Source organism: Veillonella sp. S13054-11 (genome assembly GCF_002959795.1).
Lineage (GTDB): Bacteria > Bacillota > Negativicutes > Veillonellales > Veillonellaceae > Veillonella > Veillonella parvula_E.
The window spans coordinates 289,650-312,540 of sequence record NZ_PPCY01000001.1; the positions used below are offsets into that span (position 1 = coordinate 289,650).

General features: G+C 38.9%; 16 protein-coding genes. 1 reads left to right on the forward strand and 15 read right to left on the reverse strand.

All coding sequences use genetic code 11. The annotated features are described in order from the left end of the window. Nucleotides 1–5: 5 nt before the first annotated feature. The 8 genes from VPHSUH08_RS01410 to VPHSUH08_RS01445 all read right to left on the reverse strand — a co-directional run bounded on the left by VPHSUH08_RS01410 (nucleotide 6) and on the right by VPHSUH08_RS01445 (nucleotide 8,025). Nucleotides 6–644, reverse strand: a complete 639-nt coding sequence (locus VPHSUH08_RS01410) for a hypothetical protein (RefSeq protein ID WP_105086557.1) — start codon at nucleotides 642–644, stop codon at nucleotides 6–8. Between the two features lie 106 nt (nucleotides 645–750). Next, nucleotides 751–2,358, reverse strand: coding sequence for a YadA-like family protein (locus VPHSUH08_RS01415; protein WP_105086558.1), 1,608 nt, complete (start codon nucleotides 2,356–2,358; stop codon nucleotides 751–753). 38 nt (nucleotides 2,359–2,396) lie between these two features. Beyond that, nucleotides 2,397–2,810 carry a polyketide cyclase gene (locus VPHSUH08_RS01420; protein WP_039964895.1) on the reverse strand — a complete coding sequence of 138 codons (414 nt, stop codon included), beginning with the start codon at nucleotides 2,808–2,810 and terminating at the stop codon, nucleotides 2,397–2,399. A 109-nt stretch (nucleotides 2,811–2,919) separates the two neighbouring features. Beyond that, nucleotides 2,920–4,266, reverse strand: coding sequence for an anaerobic C4-dicarboxylate transporter (locus VPHSUH08_RS01425; RefSeq protein ID WP_083791374.1), 1,347 nt, complete (start codon nucleotides 4,264–4,266; stop codon nucleotides 2,920–2,922). Between the two features lie 182 nt (nucleotides 4,267–4,448). Further along, complete coding sequence (locus VPHSUH08_RS01430; RefSeq protein ID WP_008600688.1) at nucleotides 4,449–4,862, reverse strand: hypothetical protein; 414 nt, start codon at nucleotides 4,860–4,862, stop codon at nucleotides 4,449–4,451. A 143-nt stretch (nucleotides 4,863–5,005) separates the two neighbouring features. Beyond that, nucleotides 5,006–6,496: a 23S rRNA (uracil(1939)-C(5))-methyltransferase RlmD gene (rlmD, locus tag VPHSUH08_RS01435; protein ID WP_008600686.1), complete on the reverse strand. Its 1,491-nt coding sequence runs from the start codon at nucleotides 6,494–6,496 to the stop codon at nucleotides 5,006–5,008. Next, on the reverse strand, nucleotides 6,496–7,164 hold the full coding sequence (locus VPHSUH08_RS01440; protein ID WP_008600684.1) for a TerC family protein: 669 nt from the start codon (nucleotides 7,162–7,164) through the stop codon (nucleotides 6,496–6,498). Before VPHSUH08_RS01440 ends, rlmD begins: the two co-directional genes overlap by 1 nt. Before the next feature lie 201 nt (nucleotides 7,165–7,365). After that, nucleotides 7,366–8,025 (reverse strand): TerC family protein, encoded by a 660-nt coding sequence (locus tag VPHSUH08_RS01445; RefSeq protein ID WP_039964892.1) that lies wholly within the window; start codon nucleotides 8,023–8,025, stop codon nucleotides 7,366–7,368. Between the two features lie 270 nt (nucleotides 8,026–8,295). Between VPHSUH08_RS01445 and VPHSUH08_RS01450 the strand changes: the two genes are divergently transcribed. Then, nucleotides 8,296–9,654, forward strand: a complete 1,359-nt coding sequence (locus VPHSUH08_RS01450) for an MATE family efflux transporter (protein WP_008600681.1) — start codon at nucleotides 8,296–8,298, stop codon at nucleotides 9,652–9,654. 52 nt (nucleotides 9,655–9,706) lie between these two features. On the opposite strand, the gene uvrC is transcribed toward VPHSUH08_RS01450, so the two are convergent. The 7 genes from uvrC to VPHSUH08_RS01485 all read right to left on the reverse strand — a co-directional run bounded on the left by uvrC (nucleotide 9,707) and on the right by VPHSUH08_RS01485 (nucleotide 22,829). Continuing rightward, on the reverse strand, nucleotides 9,707–11,533 hold the full coding sequence (gene uvrC / locus VPHSUH08_RS01455; protein ID WP_008600680.1) for an excinuclease ABC subunit UvrC: 1,827 nt from the start codon (nucleotides 11,531–11,533) through the stop codon (nucleotides 9,707–9,709). 33 nt (nucleotides 11,534–11,566) lie between these two features. After that, nucleotides 11,567–14,419, reverse strand: coding sequence for an excinuclease ABC subunit UvrA (gene uvrA, locus VPHSUH08_RS01460; RefSeq protein ID WP_105086559.1), 2,853 nt, complete (start codon nucleotides 14,417–14,419; stop codon nucleotides 11,567–11,569). Nucleotides 14,420–14,553: 134 nt separating this feature from the next. Continuing rightward, nucleotides 14,554–16,731, reverse strand: coding sequence for an excinuclease ABC subunit UvrB (gene uvrB, locus VPHSUH08_RS01465; protein WP_105086560.1), 2,178 nt, complete (start codon nucleotides 16,729–16,731; stop codon nucleotides 14,554–14,556). Beyond that, nucleotides 16,731–17,027, reverse strand: coding sequence for a hypothetical protein (locus tag VPHSUH08_RS01470; protein WP_233189853.1), 297 nt, complete (start codon nucleotides 17,025–17,027; stop codon nucleotides 16,731–16,733). The genes uvrB and VPHSUH08_RS01470 overlap by 1 nt, the downstream gene beginning before the upstream one ends. 76 nt (nucleotides 17,028–17,103) lie before the next feature. Further along, a complete protein-coding gene (ftsY, locus tag VPHSUH08_RS01475) occupies nucleotides 17,104–18,039 on the reverse strand; it encodes a signal recognition particle-docking protein FtsY (protein ID WP_004693455.1) in 936 nt (311 codons plus the stop codon). Continuing rightward, nucleotides 18,039–21,593 (reverse strand): chromosome segregation protein SMC, encoded by a 3,555-nt coding sequence (gene smc / locus VPHSUH08_RS01480; protein WP_105086561.1) that lies wholly within the window; start codon nucleotides 21,591–21,593, stop codon nucleotides 18,039–18,041. Before smc ends, ftsY begins: the two co-directional genes overlap by 1 nt. A gap of 45 nt (nucleotides 21,594–21,638) precedes the next feature. Then, a complete protein-coding gene (locus VPHSUH08_RS01485) occupies nucleotides 21,639–22,829 on the reverse strand; it encodes an elongator complex protein 3 (protein ID WP_105086562.1) in 1,191 nt (396 codons plus the stop codon). Between the last annotated feature and the right edge of the window lie 62 nt (nucleotides 22,830–22,891).

The window sequence follows — 22,891 nt, forward strand, 5'->3', positions numbered from 1 at the left end:
TAATTTTATTTACTTATCCTATTTACAAGATACATAAAAGTACCACTATTAGTATAATCAACTTTAGAATATTCTTTCCAATTTATAGGATATATCCCAGTTAATTCAATAGATGCTTCCATTCCACGCATTGTTCCTTCTCCTGTATTAGCGGCCCAATTCATACACCCAGTTTTTATAGAACCATCCTCAATAGAAAATTCGGCATATGTACAATTTACTTTTATGGGCGGTTTTAAATAAGACATCTCACTAGTTATCTTAATCGTATAACCTTCAATAAATTTATTACTCTTATCCCTAAATTCCTCTATACGCATTATATCTTTTAAGTAGTTATAACAACCTTGGTCCTTAGCACCTTGCTCCTTCAACATATACACTTCATCATTTATAGTTTTAATACATTTTTTTGTCGTATATTTAAGCTCAATAGGAATCCATTTACCATCTAATATAACAAGAATATCGAGATGTAAATTAGGATTAAATTCAGGTACAAACTCTAGTCTAATATCACAATTTGGATATTGTTCTTTAATCATCCAAGCTAAGCTAAATTGAAAGTCTGCTTCCGAATGAAATATTGGTCTCCACCTACTCAATTGGTACATTATTTTATCAATATCTAAAATTAGTCCCACACCACATACCTCAACGAACATAATACATCTATTTATTCTAATTATATTACATTTATAAGTATGAGTGCTCTTCGCATAAAGTGAAGAGCTTCTACTAATATATATATTATTTCTTCGCTTGTTCTAATTCAAGAATTCGTCTTTCTAATTCGGCTATTCTAGCATCTGTAGATGTAGATGTCCCTTTAGATTCAGATCCTACTTTAAAGCTTAAACCACCATTAAAACCTGAATTACCATTTCCAAGAACAGTGCCTACATTGAGCTGTACATTACGGCTTGGACGATAGAATGCGCCTAACGCAGTAGCTGTTTTACCATGGAAATGACCAAATCCAACAGCTACACCTAATCCTGTTTCATCTCCAGAGAAGTTCGGATGTAATGCTGCAAGAGCATAGCTAGATGCTGTTGCTTTATTTACTTTAGTATCTAAATTTGTGCCTACAGCTTGCAATTGACCTACAGTAGATTCCAATTGATCTACTGTGCTTTCTAATTGACCTGTGGAAGACTTTAACTGACCCACTGTTACTACATCATGTTCATCTACACCATCAGCTACTTTTACCAATCGATTATACTTCGCATCAGTGTATGTAGTAGGTGTTACTGTCGGTTCTTTATCATAATCTGGAACAGTTTTTTTATAACCTAAATGCGTAGTTATTTCTTTATCAGGATATTTAACAGTGTACCCAGATACATCACCAGCATCGTGACCAAATGCTATGGTCCCTTCTTCTGTAGCTACGCTTTCATGACCTATTGCAGTCCCATATTTAACAGTAGTGCCTGCTTTATGACCTAGTGCCACACTATTTTCTGCCTTATCACCAGTAAAACCACCACCGATAGATGTAGATGCCACACCAAGTGTTAAACCATTAGAACCACCAAGAACGGTACTACCGTTTGCTACAGTTCTAGCATCTCGACTACCTACAATCGTACTATATTCACCATTAGCAATATTTTTGTGAGTAATAAATTTTCGGCCTGTAAACTGACGACCACCACCACCAAGAATAGAAGCACCAGTTCCTACTGCTTCATTTTTACTGCCGCCGAATACAGATGACCACATACCTACACCAGTATTTCCTAAACCACCAGCTAGAGTACTACCATGACCATCCGCATTATTTTGGGAACCCCCAATGACAGAACCAATTTCACCACCTGCGTTGTTACCACGACCGCCAGCAATAGAGCTATGCAAACCATAGGTCCCATTGGCATTACCGCCAGAGATAGAAGAAGACTCTCCATAAGCAATATTATCTTCACCACCACTGATTGTTGCATAATTACCTACTAAAGTACCAACAGCTTCAATTTGATTCTTTTTACCACCGAGAATAGCACCATTCTTAATTTCTTCGTGAACTATATTCTGTAATCCACCTACGATAGTAGTATATGCTCCTTCTGCTGCATTCTTTGTACCACCAACAACAACGCTATTTTCACCTTCCGCAAAATTAGGTTCCTTATCTTTGCCGCCACCTACGACAACACTGCCATCATCTACTGCTTGATTACCGAAGGTATAGCCGCCTATTACTTGACCTGCTGCCTCTACAGTTGGCACACTCAATAAAATAGCAGCTCCAACTGTTAATGCAAAAACACAAACAGTTACAGATGCACCAAAACGATTTACTTTCTTAATTTGTTGTCTTTTAGAATTCATTTTATTAGTTACTAACATAGTTCTTTTCTCTCATTATAAATCTACAAAACTACTTTCTACATAAAACCAGATTCTGCACAATTTAGTTTTACTTTTAAGTCTCTAAAATATATTTTTTGTTGTCGTTTCAAATATAAGCTTATAAATGGCTTAAATATTAATTTTTTAGAGACAATATTTTCAGTAAACTCTAAGATAGTTTTATCTCCCTTGGAATAAAATTTTCCTACCCAAGTCCCTCTAATATTTTTATTTTCTATCTCAAATGCCCAGGATTGATATTTAATACATTCTGTGACTCTAAAATAAGTTTCTATACCATTCTTACTAATCTCTATAAAGTTATGCTCATCTATAATTCTTATATCCTTTAAATCACTTCTCCAAGCAAAATCATTTAGATTCGTGACCGCATCCCACACTGTTTCTATTGGACATAAAAGAATAACTTTCATATTAGAAATTGCCACAGTGATCACCTCAAATAATATGTATAAAAAAGGTACAACATTTACTGTTGTACCTTTTTCGATTCCTATACAAACTGAATAATTATATAGTCTCTTTTGTAAATATATCTTAGAAAAGTGCGTGAGCGATAAAATAGCCAACAACACAACTTGTAAAGACACCGATACAACCAGGAAGTATAAAACTATGGTTGATTACAAACTTACCAATGCGCGTTGTACCAGAACGGTCAAATCCAATACATGCAAGGTCTGATGGATAAGTTGGTAAAATAAAGTAAGCATAACAAGCTGGCACAAAGGATAAAATAATGAGAGGATCTACTCCAACACTAAGGCCCATTGGCACTACAATAGCAAGTGCTGCCGCTTGCGAGTTTACCAGTTTAGAAATCAAGAATAGCACAAAAGCATATGTCCATGGATACGCTACAACGATACCAGACAATGTAGTTTTAAATTGTGGAATGTAAGCACCGAAATATGTTTCTGCCATCCAAGCTACACCATAAACAGAGATAACTGCAATCATACCAGATTTAAATACAGAACCATTCGTTACATCACTAACTTTTACCTTGCACACAAGAAGAATAATCGCAGCGATTACAAGCATAGAAATTTGAATAGTTGGTGTCATGGATAAGGGTTTCCATACGCCTTTAGCATTTGGAACAAGTGGTAACAATTGTTCAGGGAAACTACCAAAGAGAGCAATAATAATAATACCTAGTAGAAAAATTGTTGTTGCCCAATATGCAGTATGTGGAAGTTCAGTTTTAACACTTGCTTCTTTATTTTCTTCATAAATGTACGCACGTTGCTCAGGATTTTTAATACGTTCTTGAAAGTCTGGATCATTTGCAAGATCTTTGCCACGACGCATGCTCCAAATACCAGCAACAATAACACCACAGAAAGTAGCTGGAATTGTAATTGCCAAGATTGTTACTACACTAGCTGGGAAGTTAGCTGCTACCAACATAGCAACAACGGATACGACTGCAACGGATGCCGGTGAAGCACATACCCCCATTTGAGAAGCAATAGATGATACAGCCATAGGTCGTTCTGGACGAATACCTTCTTTGATTGCAATATCATAAATAATTGGGAACATTGTATATACAACGTGACCCGTACCGCAAAGAACAGTCAAAAACCAAGTTGTTATAGGTGCCAAAATTGTAATCTGCTTCGGATTTTTACGTAGAAGTTTTTCAGCATAAACTAGCATTACATCTAAACCTTTAGAAGCTTGTAAAAAACCAGAGCATGTAACAACTGCCATAATAGTCAACATTACATCAATAGGTGGTTTTCCTGGAACCAAACCAATTACAAATACAAAAAAGGCAAGACCTAAACCTGATATAGCAGCAAGTCCTAGGCCACCATATCTAACACCTACAATTAAGCAGGCTAATAAAACAATAAAACCTAATAAAATAATCATGAAACTTATCAATCCTTTCAAAACCATACATAATAATACAAATCAACTATATTATATGTTACTATTAAGAAAAATAATAGATAAAATAGTCCAAATTAATAAGTTATAATAATGATATTTTTTTATTTTTACTAAAAATAATATTATTTCTAGTATATATGGTTATATTTATTTAGTGCGCTCTAAATAAAACTAGCTTCTTTACAATTTAGTTTCACTTTTAAATCCTTAAAATATATTCTTTGTTGTCGTTTCAAATATAAACTTATAAATGGTTTAAATATTATTTTTTTAGAGATAACATTTTCAGTAAAATCCAGAATCGTTTTATCACCCTTTGAGAAGAATTTTCCAACCCACGTCCCCTTAATATTTTTGTTTTCTATCTCAAATATCCATGACTGGTATTTAATACATTCTGTAATCCTAAAATAAGTTTCGATTCCATTCTTAGCAATCTCTATAAAATTATGCTCATCTATAATTTTTACATCTTTTAAATCGCTTCTCCAGGAAAAATCTTTTAGATTCGTCACTGTATCCCACACAATTTCTATAGGACATAAAATAGTAACCTTCATATTAGAAGTTGTCATAATGATTACCTCATATATATTAAAAAGTACATAAGCGATAAACAGTCCAGAAACAACACATATTTATTAGAGGCATTTAATGTTATAATTCATACTCTGCCCTCAGCATTATCAAATACCGAGTACAAGGATAATGCTAATGCTTACTGCGTCACTTCGTTCCTAGTAAGCAAAGCTACTGCCTCAACGTGTGCCGTCATTGGAAACATGTCTACAGGTTGTACTTCTTTGAGTTCATAGCCGTAGTGTGTGAGGATTTCAATGTCTCGTGCCATGGTAGCTGGGTTACAGGATACGTAGACAATGCGTTTTGGTTCCATGCTAGCTGCAGAAGTTAGTACTTCTTCTTTACAGCCTGCGCGAATTGGATCGAATACGATAACGTCAGGTCGTACGCCTGCTTTATAGAGTTTTGGCATTTCTACGGCCGCATCGGCAACGATAAACTCTGTATTATCATAGCCATTGCGTCGTGCATTTTCACGAGCATTGATAATCGCTGGTTCTACGATTTCTATACCGATAACATGTTTTGCTTTATGCGCAAGGAATAATGAAATAGTACCCGTACCACAATACGCATCGATAACGATTTCGGTTCCTTTTAGGTCTGCATACGCTAGTGCTTGATCATAAAGCACCGTAGTTTGTTCAGGATTAACTTGGAAAAAGGAATGTGGAGATAAGGTAAACCGTAAATCTTTAATATGGTCTGTAATCGTTCCAGCCCCATAAAGAAGACTATTTTTAGGCCCTAATATAACATTTGTACGCTTCCCATTTACGTTATGAACAATGGTTTCTACTTGGGGAACTCGTTCAATTAATTTTTCTACCCACTTTTCTTGATGCGGCAAATGTTCTGTAGCGGTTACAAGGATAATCATCCATCCAGATTGTCCAATACGACCGATTACATGGCGTAATACACCTTTTCCCGTATGTTCATCATACGGTTCGATATCAAATTCTTTAGCAATTTGATAGCAAGCTTGAGCAATGCTATTATTGCCTTCAGATTGTATTGGACAATTCGTACCTTGTACGATATCGTGAGATCCCATCGCATAGAAACCCATTTGAATATCGCCTTTAGTCCCTCCTACAGGCATTTGCATCTTATTGCGATATGCCCAGGGATTTTTAGGTCCTAGAGTAGGTTTAACAAGATCTGGGTTTTGATGAGCAATGCGTTCGATAACGTCCTTCACCTTTTGTGTTTTTAGTGAAAGCTGGCCTTCATAGGTAATGTGTTGCAACTGACATCCACCACAAAAGCCATAGAGATCACAGCGCGGATCGATACGATTAGGAGCCATAGTGACAATTTCTAATAGTCGTCCTGTAGCATAAGTCTTTTTCACCATATTGATGGATATTTTAACGGTTTCTCCAGGTAAGGCAAAGGGAACAAAGACTGTAAACTCGTCTACACGACCTACACCTTCACCACTACTGCCGATACCATGAATAGTAACTAAGACCTCATCACCTAACTTAACTGGAGCATTGAATATAGCTTGTTGCTTCTTAGATAATGTACTAGTAACTGATTGACCTGTATTCACACAATTACCGTTTCTACGTTGTTGTTTAGATTTTTTCTTACTAGATGTACGACTTGTACCGTTCATTACGAGTCTCTTTTCTTCCAAATTTTAATCATGCCAGTTACGATAAGTACAAAGAATACAGTGCCAAATTTCACGAGTAATTCTTCACCTTGAATATATGGCATAAGAAGTGGATCTTCCACAATCATTTCACCAGCAACCCAACCTAATAAAGCACCACCAGCCCAAAGGATAATAGGGAACTTATTGATGATACGAGCAAATAGTGTAGAGCAGAACACAATGATTGGAACAGTAATCAACATACCAACAATAACAAGCTCTAAATGTCCTTTAGCGGCACCAACTACGCCAATTACATTATCGATACTCATCATCGCATCAGCCACAATGATTGTCCAAATAGCTCCCATTAAGGAATTCTTAGCTTCGATATGTGCATCTTCATCTCCACCTTTTAAGAGTTGAATGGCAATCCATACAAGTACAAGGCCACCACCTAAGTGAATAAGAGGTATTAAAGTAAGTGCTTCCACTAAAAGAGTAGCAAATAGAAGGCGCATTCCAATAGCCCCTACTGTACCCCAGATAACGGCTTTCTTTTGTAATTCTGGTGCCAATTTACCCGCTGCCATACCAATAACAACGGCATTATCTCCTGCCAATAAAATATCGATCAAAATAATTTTACTAATCGTTATCCACGTTGCAGCTTCTAAAAATTCCATTCTATACTTACCTCAATTCACTCAGCTGATTCTATAACTATCCCTTAACTATACCACAAATTCTCTATTTTCTCATCTAAAAGAAAGCTCTTAGACTACCACTGTTATTCTTAAGATTAGCCTATAAGGTTCTTTATAATAACTATACTTTTACGAAAAAAATATCTCTCCTCCTATGACTAGAAGAAGAGATATGTTACATTATTTCTTAAGTTTCTTTACTAACAAAGATGCCCCTACTACGAGAATAACAGCACCAATTTTAATGAGTAATGCATACGGTTCTACGGTATGTGAAATTAATTTATCTTCCACACTCATCGCTGCACCCACCCAGGCAAGGATACCGCCACCAACGTAAAGGATGATTGGAAAGCGTTCGATAACTTTTACAAATAAAGTACTACCATAAATGATAATAGGTACTGTAATAAGCATACCGACAGCAACTAATGTCATATTGCCACTAGCGGCACCAACTACACCAATAACATTATCAATACCCATAATTCCATCTGCAATAACAATGGTCATGATAGCAGCGCGCAAGTTATCTTTAGCCTCGATATTGTGCTCGCTATCATCATCAACAACAAGCTTATAACCGATCCATAAAAGAAGGATACCACCAACTAAACGAAGAGCAGGAATATTGTTCAATGCCTCTACAAATAGGAATGCCATAACAAGACGTAAAATAATAGCGCCAGCTGTGCCCCAGAAAATCGCCTTCTTCTGTAAATGTGCGGGTAGGTTGCGAGCCGCCATACCAATAACGATGGCATTATCACCAGCTAATAAAATATCAATAACGATGATTTGAAGCATCGCTAATAAGCCTTGTACAGTTAAGATGTCCAATGTATCCTCCTTAGAATAAAACAATAGTATATATATTATAATCGATATAGTAAAGTAGTGTAAAATTCAATTATCAACATATATATACGTTTTTATCATAATTCTTTCTTATTAAATAAGATAGTTTATATAAGGTCATTTCTCCCCTTACATAATCACAATATGGGCTCTATTTTTTTATAAATTTAATTCCTTTTCCCCTTAGGTTTTGGCTATTAAATTAAGCTACTTTATGGTATGGTATAGTATATCGTTACTAGGGAGGTTAGTATGTATCAAACATATTCTATACTGCAAAAATTATGGTTGTTTATAAAACTATTTACTCCAATGTGCATCACTCAATTTTCCCTGATTGGGGCGACCTTTATCGCCATCTTTTTAACGGGGCAATATAGTACGACTGATTTAGCTGGTGTTGCTACGGGATATAATTTGTGGCTCCTCTTCTATATCTTTGCACAAGGTACATTAATGGGTATCACACCAATTATTTCTCAACTATTAGGAGCTAAGAAAACAGATGATATCCCAATAATCTTTCATCAAGGCCTTTTCATCGGTACAGGACTAGCATTTTTAATTTTACTAATCGGTATATTCGGCTTACGCCCTTTATTGACATATTTAAATCTTGAGCCGGCTGCCACCGAGGTATGTATTAGTTATCTGAAAGCCTTTGCACTTGGTTTATTCCCATTACTCTGGGTAAATACCTTGCGTAACACTGTCGATTCTCACGGATTAACGCATTACTCCATGGCCATCGTCTTTACAAGCTTTGTGATTAACGTATTCTTAAATTATGCACTCATCTTTGGTCATTACGGTTTTCCTGAAATTGGTGGTGTTGGTGCTGGCTACGGTATTGCTGGTGCCTGTTGGACAAACTTAGTTCTATTTAGCTTAGTCATTCTATTGCATCCTAAGTTAAAAGGCTATCGCATCTATAAAGATTTCCATAGCCCGAATTTTCACTATATCCGTGAACAATTACAAGTTGGTATTCCCATAGGTTTTTCTATCTTTTTTGAAGCTAGTATCTTTAGTATTGCTGGGCTCTTAATGGTTCACTTTGGATCTGCTGTAGTAGCAGCTCATCAATCTGTCATTTCTTTTACTAATGTATTCTACTGCTTACCATTAAGTATCGCCATGTCCTCTACCATTGCCGTTGCTTATGAACTCGGTGCAGGACGAAAAAAGGAAGCCATCCAGTACTCTTATATTTCTCGTGTATTAGCTATCATTATAGCTGTTCTTATATGCGCCTTTACGTTCACCCATATGGATAATATTGCTGATTTATTCACCAACGATGATGAAGTATATGAGCTTATTTATCACTTCCTCGGGTATGGCGTATTTTTTGCAGCTATTGATGCCATAGGTACTCCATTACAAGGTATTCTAAGAGCCTACAAGGATGTAAAAATAGTTCTTTACATCTCGCTCATATCTTATTGGGGCGTATGTTTCCCAACAGCTTATACTCTTGCCAAAAATCCTAATTATGGACCATTTGGCGTATGGATTGGTTTGTTGGCTAGCGTAGTAGTTGCGGGTATATTATTTACACTTCGCACATACTACATACAACATTACAAACCTAGAACTATTGTAGAATAATAAAATCACCTATTGATTACGCTCAAGTGTAAGTAATCAATAGGTGATTTTTTTATTTTAGAGCCTCTTGTTTCTCTACTTTGGACATACGGAAGAAATTATATAGTGTTTCTGCCGTCTTATAATTCATAGATTCTACCTTTAAAAGTTCATCGATAGATGCCTCTTTCATGGCCTCTAAACTATTAAAGTGAGCCCATAAGGCCTTACGGCGTTTAGGCCCGATACCTTCAATATGATCAAGAATAGATTCAAGATTTCGCTTACCGCGCAACTTACGGTGATAGGTAATGGCAAAGCGATGCGCTTCATCACGAATTTGTTGAAGTAATTGAAGCTCCGGCGTGTGATGACTCAAAATGATACTTTCAGATTGTCCCTCTACAAAGACCTCTTCAATACGCTTAGCCAAGGAGATAACTGGCACATCTGTAACACCAACGGCACGGATTAACGGCAAGGCCGCATTGAGCTGACCTTTACCACCATCGATAATAATGAGGTCTGGCATAGGCCAATCTGTTTCATTACCATAACGTCGTTCCATAATTTCAGCCATCGATTTAAAATCATCAGGTTTGCCTTGTGTAGTTTTCAGTTTAAAGCGGCGATATTCTTTCTTCGCAGGCTTGCCACCTTCAAAAACAACCATAGAAGCCACCGTTTCAGTTCCTTGTGTATGAGATATATCAAAACACTCCATACGTTCGGGTAAACGTGGTAAGTCGAGAATCTCGGCTAGCTTCTTAACCGCCCCGCCAGTCTTATCGATTTGGTGCTGCCACTGACGACGACGTTCTTCAAGGAAAGTTTCCGCATTTTCATGAGCCATCTTGATCATATCCATCTTATAGCCACGTTGTGGCACAGATACATTTACGTGTTGACCTTTTAACTGTGTAAACCATTCCGTTAATAAGTCCCTATCTGTACTCTCCATAGGTAGTAACAACTCTTTAGGAATAAAGTTTGTATCTCCATAGTATTGCTTGATAAAGTCTGTCATAATGGTTTCTGAACTATCGCCATCATGTTGCACAAAGTAATTCTCACGGCCTAACAGACGACCACCGCGGATGAATAGCAACTGTACACAGGCCATCGATGTATCTACAGCCAATCCTAAGACGTCTAAGTCGCCACGTTGGGTAACCATGCGTTGCTTTTCTTGTATCTTTTCAATGCTAGACAATTGATCACGATAACGCGCAGCATCTTCAAAGCGCAAATCTTCTGCAGCAGCCTCCATCTTTGATTTAATTTCCTTTAGCAATGGTATAGGTTTACCTTCAAAAAGTTCTATGATTTCGTCAATATACTTCCGATAATCGGGTACCGATATTTTATTAAAACACGGCGCCTCGCAGTAATGCATATGATACTGTAAGCATGGGCGTTCTACCTTCATAGACTTACAGGTACGCAATGGATAGTACTGTCGTATTAATTTCAGTACCACATGAACAGATGTGACATCTGTAAAAGGGCCAAAGTACTTGGCTCCGTCCCGCTCTAAACGCCGCGTCATATATACGCGTGGGTAATCCTCTTGCACAGAGACTTTTACATATGGGTATGTCTTATCATCACGAAGTCTAATGTTATATTTCGGTTCATGCTCCTTGATAAGTGTATTCTCCAAGATGAGCGCTTCCATCTCCGTTTTTGTTTGAATGACTTCCACATCGACGGCACGTTTCATCATGGCCGTAACCTTTGGTGCGCGATTTGCATCGTTACGCACATAGGAACGCACACGATTTCGCAAGTTAATAGCCTTACCTACATAAATAATTCGGTTATATTGATCACGCCACAAATATACGCCTGGTGTAGTTGGCAAATGGCTAACCTTTTCCAGTAATTCTTTAGACGGCATATTTCCTCCTTTCCTTGTAGATTTTTAGATGTTTTATTTCTTATTTTTTGCAGCTTTCATAAATTTCTTAGTCTGTTCCAATACAGGACCTAAGAATTTCCCGGTATAGCTTTCTTTCACCTTAACAATTTCCTCAGGCGTACCAATTGCCACGATAGTGCCTCCGCGATTACCACCTTCAGGACCAAGATCAATAATGTGATCAGCCATCTTAATAACATCTAAATTATGTTCGATAACGACAACTGTATCGCCACCCTCTACGAGTTGTTGCAATACGTGTAATAACTTGCGAATATCCTCGGCGTGAAGACCTGTAGTAGGTTCATCTAGGATGTATAGCGTTTTACCTGTGCTGCGACGAGCTAATTCAGTAGCTAATTTAACCCGTTGTGCTTCACCACCAGATAAGGTTGTTGCGGCTTGACCTAAACGAATATAGCCAAGACCTACCTCTTGCAAGGTAACCATTTTACGATTGATCTTCGGAATAGCGCTGAAGAACTCAACCGCATCATCTACCGTCATATCTAGTACATCTGCAATAGATTTACCTTTGTATTTAACCTCTAAGGTTTCTCGGTTATAACGGGCTCCCTTACAAACCTCACAAGGTACATACACATCTGGCAAGAAGTGCATTTCAATTTTGATGATACCATCACCACGACAAGCTTCACAGCGGCCACCTTTTACGTTAAAGCTAAAGCGCCCTTGTTTGTAACCACGCATCTTTGCTTCCGGTGTTTGACTATAGAGCTCGCGTATGGCATCGAATACACCAGTATAAGTAGCTGGATTAGAGCGCGGTGTACGGCCAATCGGACTTTGGTCTATATTGATGATTTTATCGATATATTCAAGACCACGGATTTCTTTATGAGCCCCTACTTTGTGGTTAGAGCGATATAATTGATTAGCTAAACCTTTGTAGAGAATTTCATTAATCAAGGTAGACTTACCAGAACCGCTGACACCAGTAACAACATTAAACAATCCAATAGGGAATTTTACATTTACATTTTGTAAATTGTTTTCCTTAGCACCGCGAATTTCAATGCAGTTCTTACCTGGTTTACGGCGTTCTTCCGGAAGAGCGATAAATTTACGACCACTCAAATACTGACCAGTAATAGAGTCTTTTACCTTCATAACTTCGTCAACAGAACCAGCGGCAATAATTTGACCGCCATGCTCACCTGCACCTGGACCAATGTCCACGAGATAGTCAGCCGCACGCATCGTATCTTCGTCGTGTTCTACAACGAGCAAGGTATTACCTAAGTCCCGCAAGCCTTTTAAGGTATCGATGAGTCGATCATTATCTCGTTGATGTAGACCTATGGACGGTTCGTCTAGGATGTACAATACACCTACCAAGCCAGAGCCGATTTGCGTAGCTAGACGAATACGTTGCGCTTCACCACCAGACAAAGTACCTGCACTACGGTTCATAGTAAGATAATCAAGGCCTACATTGTTTAGGAACCCAAGGCGAGCATTGATTTCCTTTAAAATTTGAGCACCAATCACTTGTTCACGTTCAGTTAGCTGTAGATTACCAAAGAAATCGAGTGCTTCTTTAATAGTTAACTGCGTTACTTCGTTGATATTCTTATCCCCTACGGTTATAGCTAATACTTCAGGTTTAAGACGAGCCCCATGACATGTAGTACACGGCTTAATAGACATAAACTTTTCAAATTCTTCACGCATAGAGTCTGTAGAGGCTTCACTATGACGGCGCTTAACCATCGGTAAAATACCTTCGTACTCAGTAAAGAATTCCTTTATCTCACCTCTCATATTTTCATAGGTGAAACTTACCTTATCCGTCGTACCGTACATCACCTTTTTCTGTAATGCTTTCGGCAATTCATCATAGGTGGAGTCTAAGGAATATCCATTAGCTTTTAATAGACCTTCTACTTGACGCATAAACCACGCATTAGGATTGGAGCTCAAGGCTTGCACGCAACCATCGGCAAAGCTAATAGATCCATCTGGAATAACGCGCTCCTCATCAACCTCCATAGTAGAACCAATCCCTAAACAAGATGGGCACGCACCAAACGGACTATTAAAGGAGAACATACGCGGTTCAATTTTAGGTAATGAAATATGACAATCTGGGCACGCAAAATGTTGGCTATACATGTGTTCAGGTCCGTCTACCTCTTGAATCACAACGATGCCTTCTGCCCATTTTGAAGCGGTCTCCATAGAGTCAGCCAACCGAGATTCAATGCCTTCTTTTACAACGAGACGGTCCACAACGATATCGATGGAATGCTTCTTATTTTTCTCTAATACAATTTCTTCGTCCAAGGTACGTACTACACCGTCTACTCGAGCACGAACAAAGCCTTCCTTGCGAAGTTGTTCAAATACCGATTTATGTTCCCCCTTTTTACCTTGAATCATAGGGGCTAGCACTAAAACCTTAGTACCTTCTGGAAAGCTCATTACATCATCGGTCATTTGTTGTATTGTTTGCTGGGTAATAGGCTTACCACACTCTGGGCAATGTGCATGACCTACGCGTGCAAATAAGAGACGTAAATAGTCGTAAATCTCCGTAACAGTGCCCACTGTAGAACGAGGATTACGGCTGGTAGTCTTTTGGTCGATAGAAATAGCTGGAGATAAACCTTCAATATAATCGACGTCGGGTTTATCCATTTGTCCCAAAAATTGACGTGCATACGCAGATAGGGACTCAACATAACGTCGTTGCCCTTCTGCATAAATCGTATCAAATGCTAAGGATGATTTACCAGAACCACTGAGGCCAGTTAAGACGATAAACTCATCACGTGGCAAGGATATATCAATATTTTTTAGGTTATGCTGACGCGCACCTTTTACAATCAATTGATCTTTCATTATCTTTCCTATTTAAAGAGATGATACCAAACGGCATCATCTCTCCGATTACTAACATGAAATAATATATGTATATTATCGCACATATAGTCTATATAATCTATGTGTTTTCTTACAATCTTTTAAAATTGCTCCTAAGATTTACTTTTTAGACCTGTCCTTTTTCTAGATTTGGCAGAAGCAGGTTTCTTCAACTTGCTATCTCCTGCACTATGCATATCGGACCATTGTTGACGTAATACGCCCAATTGATCACGTAACTTAGCCGCGGTTTCAAATTCAAGCTGCTTGGCGGCGGCCTTCATTTGACGATCTAGCTCTTCAATCTTATTGTACAATTCTTCCGGTGTTATATCTGCCACCTTAGGTGCTGATGTATCTTGAACATATGGTTCGTGTCCATGGTCCATGCCCTCTGAGGATTTTTTTTGGTTTCCTTTTTTCGGTGAAAGTCCCTTTCCATCGGTAACCATATCTTCTTCGATTTTCGTTAATTCGATAAGCTCTTTTACGTCTTTAGATACAGATTTAGGTGTAATATTATGTTCAATATTATAAGTCTCTTGCACGGCACGACGACGATCGGTTTCATCGATAGCTCGTTGCATAGAACCTGTTACACGATCTGCGTACATGATAACATGACCATTCACATTACGAGCCGCACGACCTATAGTTTGAATCATGGCCGTATCGGAACGCAAGAAACCTTCCTTATCCGCATCTAAGATAGCAACCAAGGAAACCTCTGGCATATCGAGACCTTCACGAAGCAAGTTGATACCAACTAATACATCGAATACGCCAGCCCGCAAATCACGAATAATTTCAGCCCGCTCAATAGTAACAATATCGGAATGAAGGTAACGAACTCGTACGCCCATTTCCTTCAAAAATTCCGTTAAGTCCTCAGCCATCTTCTTCGTCAATGTCGTAACAAGAACCCGTTCATTCTTGGCAGCTCGTTTGTGAATTTCTCCAAGCAAGTCATCCATTTGCCCCTTAATAGGACGAATTTCTATAGATGGATCTAATAGGCCCGTAGGACGAATGATTTGCTCTGCAATATTCGTTTCTACTTCCATTTCGTATGGGCCAGGTGTAGCCGATACGTATACAATTTGATTGATACGCTCTACAAATTCATCGAATTGAAGAGGTCTATTATCTAATGCAGAAGGAAGACGGAAACCGTATTCGATAAGAGATTCTTTACGGGCACGGTCACCATTATACATAGCACGAATTTGAGGCATCGTCACATGCGATTCGTCCACCATGATGAGGAAATCATCTGGGAAATAATCAATCAATGTAAACGGTGCTTCCCCAGCCTTACGTTCAGACATATGACGGGAATAGTTTTCGATGCCCGAGCAATAGCCCATTTCTTGCATCATTTCTATATCGTAACGGGTACGCTGTTCTAAGCGCTGAGCCTCCAATAGACGGTCAGCAGCTTTTAACTTCGCCAACTGCTCATCTAATTCGGCTTCAATACGCTCTACAGCAATATTCATCTTCTCTTTCGTCGTTACATAGTGAGATGCTGGATAGACAGCAACGTGTTTTCTTTCCGCAATAACTTCACCCGTCAAGGAATCTACCTCTACGAGGCGGTCGATTTCATCACCAAAGAGCTCCACACGAATGGCTCTTTCACTATAAGCGGCAGGGAAAATATCAATTGTATCCCCTTGTACACGGAAGGTACCGCGGATAAAGTTCATATCATTTCTCGTATATTGAATATCTACGAGTTTAGATAAGATTTCATCGCGCGATTTAGTTTGACCTAAGCGCAAGGACAATACAAGATCAGAATAGTCCTCAGGGTCACCTAAGCCATAAATACAGCTAACAGAGGCAACGATAATGACATCGCGGCGCTCAAAAAGGCTCATCGTAGCACTATGTCGCAGTTTATCGATTTCATCATTAATAGACGCATCCTTCTCGATATATGTATCACTAGAAGGAATATAGGCCTCCGGTTGATAAAAATCGTAGTAAGATACAAAGTATTCTACCGCATTATTTGGAAAGAAACTTTTAAATTCACTACATAATTGAGCCGCCAATGTTTTATTGTGAGCAATGATCAAGGTCGGCTTTTGAACTGCCTCGATAACTTTTGCCATCGTAAATGTCTTACCTGTGCCAGTAGCACCAAGCAAGACTTGAGCCCATTCACCACGTTCAATCCCCTCTGTTAAGGATTGAATCGCAGTAGGTTGGTCTCCTGTAGGCACAAAGGGCGCCTCCACTTTAAATGATTGCCCCCCCTCGTAATTATATGTACTATGCTTCATTACTGTTCATCCTGATGTTTACGGATGGCTTTCATTTCTTCATCCGTCAAACGACGACCTACATTTTCCGCTTGATTCAACGTATCCTCACCTTCTAAGACTTCGATGAGCATAGCAATAGAAAAGCGATCTAGTGTAGGTGTGGTCTTCTGGATTTCATCAGCCATCATCCAATCTGATTCAGTATAGTTATTAATACGATCTGTAATCTCTTCCCAGTTTGAAAGTAGCAATCTCGTAATGGGGCGATATAGTTCAATCCCGAAGTACTCGATTAAGCTAACTATCTTATTCATATTTTCTAGGCTAACATTACATTCATTTTTTTTATTTTCAGATTCTACATATTCAAGTAAGAATTCCCGGTTATATTTATTTGTCACCTTGAATCATTCCTTTATTAAATAGTGCATTAGCAAATTCTTTTGCATTAAATGGACGCAAGTCATCCATACCTTCGCCAACGCCAATCCAGCGTACGGGTACGCCCAGTTCCTCTTTAATAGAGATAACTACGCCGCCTTTTGCTGTACCATCTAGTTTAGTTACTACAATACCATTTACTGGTACAGCTTGACCAAATAATTTAGCTTGGCTTACTGCATTTTGACCCGTAGTACCATCTAAAACGAGCAATGTTTGATGCGGCGCACCTTCTACGTGGTTATTCGCTACGCGCCCCATCTTTTTAAGCTCTTCCATAAGGTTAACCTTAGTATGTAGACGACCAGCCGTATCTACGATAACAAGGTCTGCATTACGAGCTTTCGCAGCTTCCATTGCATCATATACAACGGCAGCAGGATCTGCACCTTCTTTATGTTTAACAATCGGTACACCAACGCGATCAGCCCAAATGGATAATTGGTCAGCTGCAGCGGCACGGAATGTATCACCTGCAGCAATGATAACCTTTTTACCTTCTTTAGTATAATAGTTAGCCAATTTAGCGATTGTCGTTGTTTTACCAACACCATTTACACCAACTACAAGGATGACCTCAGGATGGTGCAAAGTAATTTCATCTTCTTGATCGATGAGCATTTCCGTGATGCGGTCTTCCATAAACGGCATTACATCGCCTGTATGATTGATGATACCTTCTGTTACACCACGACGAATTTCTTTCATCAAGTATTCTGTCGTCTTAGGACCTAGATCACTAGTAAGCATAACTGCTTCTAAATCATCTAAAAAATCATCATCGATTTGCGCATAACCAATAACGATGCTTTCTACATTTTTTACAAAAGACTTACGAGTTTTCTCTAAACCGTCTTTAATTCTATCAAAGAATCCAAATGCCATTATGCTAGATCCTCCTTCACATCTTCAAATGCTACTGTTAATAATCGCGATACACCGCGTTCCACCATGGTTACCCCTTGTAGTACTTCGGCAGCTTCCATCGTCTTTTTACGGTGAGATACAACGATAAATTGTGTTTCTTTATTTATTCGATTTAAGTAAGAGCTAAATCGTTCAACATTAGCTTCGTCAAGCGCCGCGTCAACTTCGTCAAGCACACAGAACGGAGCTGGACGATAGTCAAGGAATGAGAACAATAAAGCGATAACCGTAAGAGCACGCTCGCCACCCGATAAGAGTGTCAATTGTTGACGCTTTTTCCCTGGTGGTTGAATGTAGAAGTCAATACCACCCGTCAAAATATTATCTGGATCAGTCAGTACAATTTGCGCAGTACCACCACCAAACAATTGGCTGAATACTTCTTGGAATCTACAGCCTACCACATCCAATACATCGTATAGCTGTGTACTCATAGCCTTATCCATTTCGGCAATAACCGCCTGTAGTTGCGCCTTTGCCGTATCTAAGTCAGCTAATTGTGTAGTTAAGAAATCATATCGTTCTTTAGTCTCTTCGTATTCCTCAACGGCATTTGGATTGACTGGACCCAGTTCGGCAATTTCAGCCATCAAACGAGCTTGCTCATCCTTCCAATCGTTAACAGATCCTTCAATGCGAAGAGCTTGAGCATCTTCCAAAGTAAAACCTAGCTCTTGTAATTCTTCTACAAAGCGCTCACAGTCCATGCGATGACGTGTAATTTTACCTTCCATATCAACAAGACGACCTTGCACCACTTTATAGCGTTGATTTAATCGGTCTTGCTCACTGAGGATAGATTCCATTTCATCGCGCCCCGTAGATGTTTTATCATAGGCTTCATCACGAAGAGCACGTAATCGTTCAACCTCAGCCGTAGCAGAGGACAACTCTTGTTCTGCAGCTTCTTGAGCCTTAGGTAATTCCTCTTCACAACGTTGTGTAGTACTCACTAACAAATTACGAAGTGGTGTTAAGCGCTCAATAATACTAGAAATAGATTGATTACGCTGTTCACGTTGTGTTTCCCGTTCCTGAATGGTATGTCGCAAGGTATCACAAGTAAGGCGAGCTTCTGTAAAAGCTTCATACGCCTCTTGTTGCACCTTTTGCAACACAGTCAATCGATCCATCAACGCCCCTTGATTACCATCCACACCATGATCCTCTTGCAAAGAAGTTAATGCAGTTTCTTGATCTTTCAAGTTAGCAGTTGTAGTAGCCAAATCAATATCAATATGTACTAAACGTTGCTCTTCTTCATGGAGAACACGTTTCTTACGATCTAGCTGATTTTGTATATTTTGTACCTTTGTTTCGCTCGCCACATAGAGTAAATTTGTATGTTGATAGCTTTCATCAAGAGTCGCTTGTTCCTTTTCAGCCTCTTCAACCCGTTTTTCAAGGCGTTCTAAGTTAGCTATTAAGGAGCAAATTTGTCCTTCAATTTGTACCAGTTCTTGTTCAAGACTAGCAGCCTCTTCCTTGCGGCTCAATACAGAAGCACGCTTACGCTTTGTAGCACCACCGGTTAGAGAACCACCAGGTTGAAATTGTTCCCCTGTAAGAGTTACGATGCGCAATTGCTGATTGTATTTTTTCTGTAATCCAATGGCATCATCCATGGAAGATACTACCAAGGTGCGCCCCAACAGGTATTGGAAAATATGAGCGTACTTATTATCAAAGGAAATACAATCAACAGCAGTGCCTAATACACAGCTTTCATGTAAAGCCGGTGTATCATATGGTTTACCTTTTACTGAATCCATCGGCAAGAAGGTTACACGACCACCTTGGATAGATTTCAAATAATTGACACCCTCCGCAGCAGCGCGAGCTGTAGTAGTCACAACATGGTTAACACTTCCGCCTAAGGCCGTTTCGATAGCCGTAGTATATTTGTCCTCTACCGTAAAGAGATCACCAACAGCGCCTGTGATTTGTTCGCGCCAGGACCCTTTACCGTTGAGGATGTTCTTTGTGCCTTCTAAGTAACCTTCGTGCTGTTCCTCCCACTGTGCTAAGAGTTCTAATCGACCTTTTGCACGTTGTTCTTGAGTGCGCAGCTTTTGTAATTTCTTACGCTCTTCACGCGCTTTCATAGCCGCATTCTTAGCATCATCAACGAGGGCTTGTCGTTGAGCAGATAAGGCATTAAATTTTTGACCTAGCGTTTCAAATTCAGAACGAGCGACTTGTAGTTCACTATCTACCTGTGCTATCTCAGATTCTAGAATAGCACATTGATTTTTGCTTTCTACCTTGCGAGCTTCTAAGCTCCGAATACTAGCCTTAGCCGTTTCAATAGCACTCACAACTTCTAATTGACGTTGCTCAAAAGCCTCTCGATTAGATTGCAAGAATTGGAACTTAGCTTGTTCTGCCCTTACATCTTCAACAGCCTTTTTGTAGGTTCCTTCTAATTCTTTTAAATTAGACTCTTTCTCTACTAATTGAGCACTTTCATCTTGAATCAATTGATTTAAGATGCGCAATTGTTGCTCCTCGCCCTTTTGCGTAGCCTCTAGCTCGCTAATGCGCATAGACGTTTCATCTAATTCACGGCGCGCTGTTTTTAATTGCTCTTCTAAGAGACGTAAATGACCAGCTAAGCGTTCTTCATCACGTTGTTTTTCAGTATACTGAGCCTCCCACAACTTAAGCTGTTCCTGCTCTTTTGACGAGGACGATTGCAATTCGTGACGACGAGCCTCTAATTTAGACAATTCAGTTTGAAGCTCAATTTCTTCATCTTTAAAAGCAATATTATCGTTTTCAAAACGCGTTAAAAGACGATCAGAGGTCTTATAATTGTGAAAGCCTAAAGCTCCATCATAATCGCGCTTTGTACGGCTTAAGGTCATATATTTTTTAGTCTTTTCTGCTTTTTCAGACAAAGGGCCTAATTGCTCTTCAATGGTAGCCATTACGTCACGTACACGCTCCATATTACGGTCTGTACTGGCAATACGACGCAATGCATCTTCTTTATTGATCTTAAAGCGAGAAATACCTGCTACATCTTCAAAGATAAGACGACGTTCTTCAGGTTTAGAATTTAAAATAGCGTCAATTCGGTTCTGACCAATGATGGCCATGGAATCTCTACCAAGACCGGTATCTGCTAGTAAAAGATGTATGTCCTTTAAACGACAAGATCGCTTATTAATGAGAAACTCACTTTCACCAGTACGATAGATACGGCGTGTTATAGCCACCTCAGCCATATCTATATCTAATTGTTGGTCACTATTGTCAAACACAAGTGTAACCTCAGCAGCGCTCATAGGTTTGCGCTTTTCCGTACCAGAGAAAATAATATCCTCTGCTTTTTGACCGCGCAAATTACGGACATTGGATTCTCCCAATACCCATTTCATAGCATCCGTAATATTACTTTTACCACTTCCGTTAGGACCAATAACGGCAGTCATTCCTGGTGAGAATTTTACAATCGTTTTATCAGCAAACGATTTAAAGCCCTTTAATTCCAACCGAAGTAATTGCATGACTGCCTCCTTTCTACTAACAATCCCGAATAATCATATCTTTAATTATAACATATATTGTAGGCCATCAATACAGCAAAGAACGGTATTTCTCGTGCTATCTTCGCACCATTCAAATGCATACTGCGGATACTGAATCTGAAAATATTTAACGTTTCGATTATTAAGGCCTCGCACCTTAGATGTTAAGCGTCTCGGATAAGAAATAACAATATTATGCTGTACTGCAATACCATTATTCCTAATATAATTTGTTCTATCATTATTAGTGTTATCTATATATCCACTATTATCAGCATTAACTCTACTTAATTCTAGGTTTCCATAAGTAGTGAATTCAGTTAGAGTAAAACAATCGTTACTTAGTGAGTACGTATACTGAGACACATGCTCATCAATACAACGTTCAATTCGCTGCTTATACTGTTCATTCACAACTAGCTCTCCCATAGCTGGTTCATATGGACCTGCCACTAAGCTATTACCGGAATCTAATTCTTCTGTACTTTGTAAACCCGTACGAATGACTTCAATACCATGCTGTTCAAACCAATCTTTTAAAAATGCACAATACTGTATAGCTAGCTCAGTACTTAGTGGTTCATATTCTCCAGCTCTATACTGGTCGGCTAGCTCTGTATTTTCTATAACTAGTACGGGATAGATACGTACAAAATCAGGTCGTAATGCGGCTACTGCAATGGCCGTTTCTATTATGGTTTGCCAAGTCTCTCCTTTTAGTCCTGGTAAAAGTTGAACGCCAACAGTCATATCACGATGTTTTAATCGTGCAACAGCCTCTACTACCTCTTGTGCCGTATGCCCTCTCTTAGCATCAACTAAAATACCATCATTCATAGACTGCACACCAAGTTCTACAGTTTTTACTCCATAAGACTGTAATAATGTAATCGCTTCATTACCTACAGCATCAGGTCTTGTAGAGCAACGTATGCCATCAATGAAACCTTGTTGAAGCATTTCATAAGCAGGCATTAATAATTTATGTTGTAAATCTTTAGGAATAGCCGTAAATGATCCACCATAAAAGGCAACCTCCCAAAACTTTTCATTACGCTTTGTCCCTACATAGTCTTTGATTGTTTGTTGTATATATTCTGTAGTTAGGTGACTAATACCAGATTGGCCCGTAATACGAGATTGATTGCAAAATGTACACACATAGGGACAACCTACGTGAGGTATAAAAAAGGGAATCATACCAAATGGTTTCATAGACACCTCCTCTTCTTATGTAAAAATTATTATTCATCTAGTATTATATAGATTATTGTTCA

Bases quoted from the DNA above. Each gene is read 5' to 3' on its own strand.
- VPHSUH08_RS01415 (WP_105086558.1), bottom strand. From the start codon at position 2,358: ATGTTAGTAACTAATAAAATGAATTCTAAAAGACAACAAATTAAGAAA.
- VPHSUH08_RS01425 (WP_083791374.1), bottom strand. From the start codon at position 4,266: ATGATTATTTTATTAGGTTTTATTGTTTTATTAGCCTGCTTAATTGTA.
- VPHSUH08_RS01430 (WP_008600688.1), bottom strand. From the start codon at position 4,862: ATGACAACTTCTAATATGAAGGTTACTATTTTATGTCCTATAGAAATT.
- rlmD (WP_008600686.1), bottom strand. From the start codon at position 6,496: ATGAACGGTACAAGTCGTACATCTAGTAAGAAAAAATCTAAACAACAA.
- VPHSUH08_RS01440 (WP_008600684.1), bottom strand. From the start codon at position 7,164: ATGGAATTTTTAGAAGCTGCAACGTGGATAACGATTAGTAAAATTATT.
- VPHSUH08_RS01450 (WP_008600681.1), top strand. From the start codon at position 8,296: ATGTATCAAACATATTCTATACTGCAAAAATTATGGTTGTTTATAAAA.
- uvrC (WP_008600680.1), bottom strand. From the start codon at position 11,533: ATGCCGTCTAAAGAATTACTGGAAAAGGTTAGCCATTTGCCAACTACA.
- uvrA (WP_105086559.1), bottom strand. From the start codon at position 14,419: ATGAAAGATCAATTGATTGTAAAAGGTGCGCGTCAGCATAACCTAAAA.
- uvrB (WP_105086560.1), bottom strand. From the start codon at position 16,731: ATGAAGCATAGTACATATAATTACGAGGGGGGGCAATCATTTAAAGTG.
- VPHSUH08_RS01470 (WP_233189853.1), bottom strand. From the start codon at position 17,027: ATGAATAAGATAGTTAGCTTAATCGAGTACTTCGGGATTGAACTATAT.
- ftsY (WP_004693455.1), bottom strand. From the start codon at position 18,039: ATGGCATTTGGATTCTTTGATAGAATTAAAGACGGTTTAGAGAAAACT.
- smc (WP_105086561.1), bottom strand. From the start codon at position 21,593: ATGCAATTACTTCGGTTGGAATTAAAGGGCTTTAAATCGTTTGCTGAT.
- VPHSUH08_RS01485 (WP_105086562.1), bottom strand. From the start codon at position 22,829: ATGAAACCATTTGGTATGATTCCCTTTTTTATACCTCACGTAGGTTGT.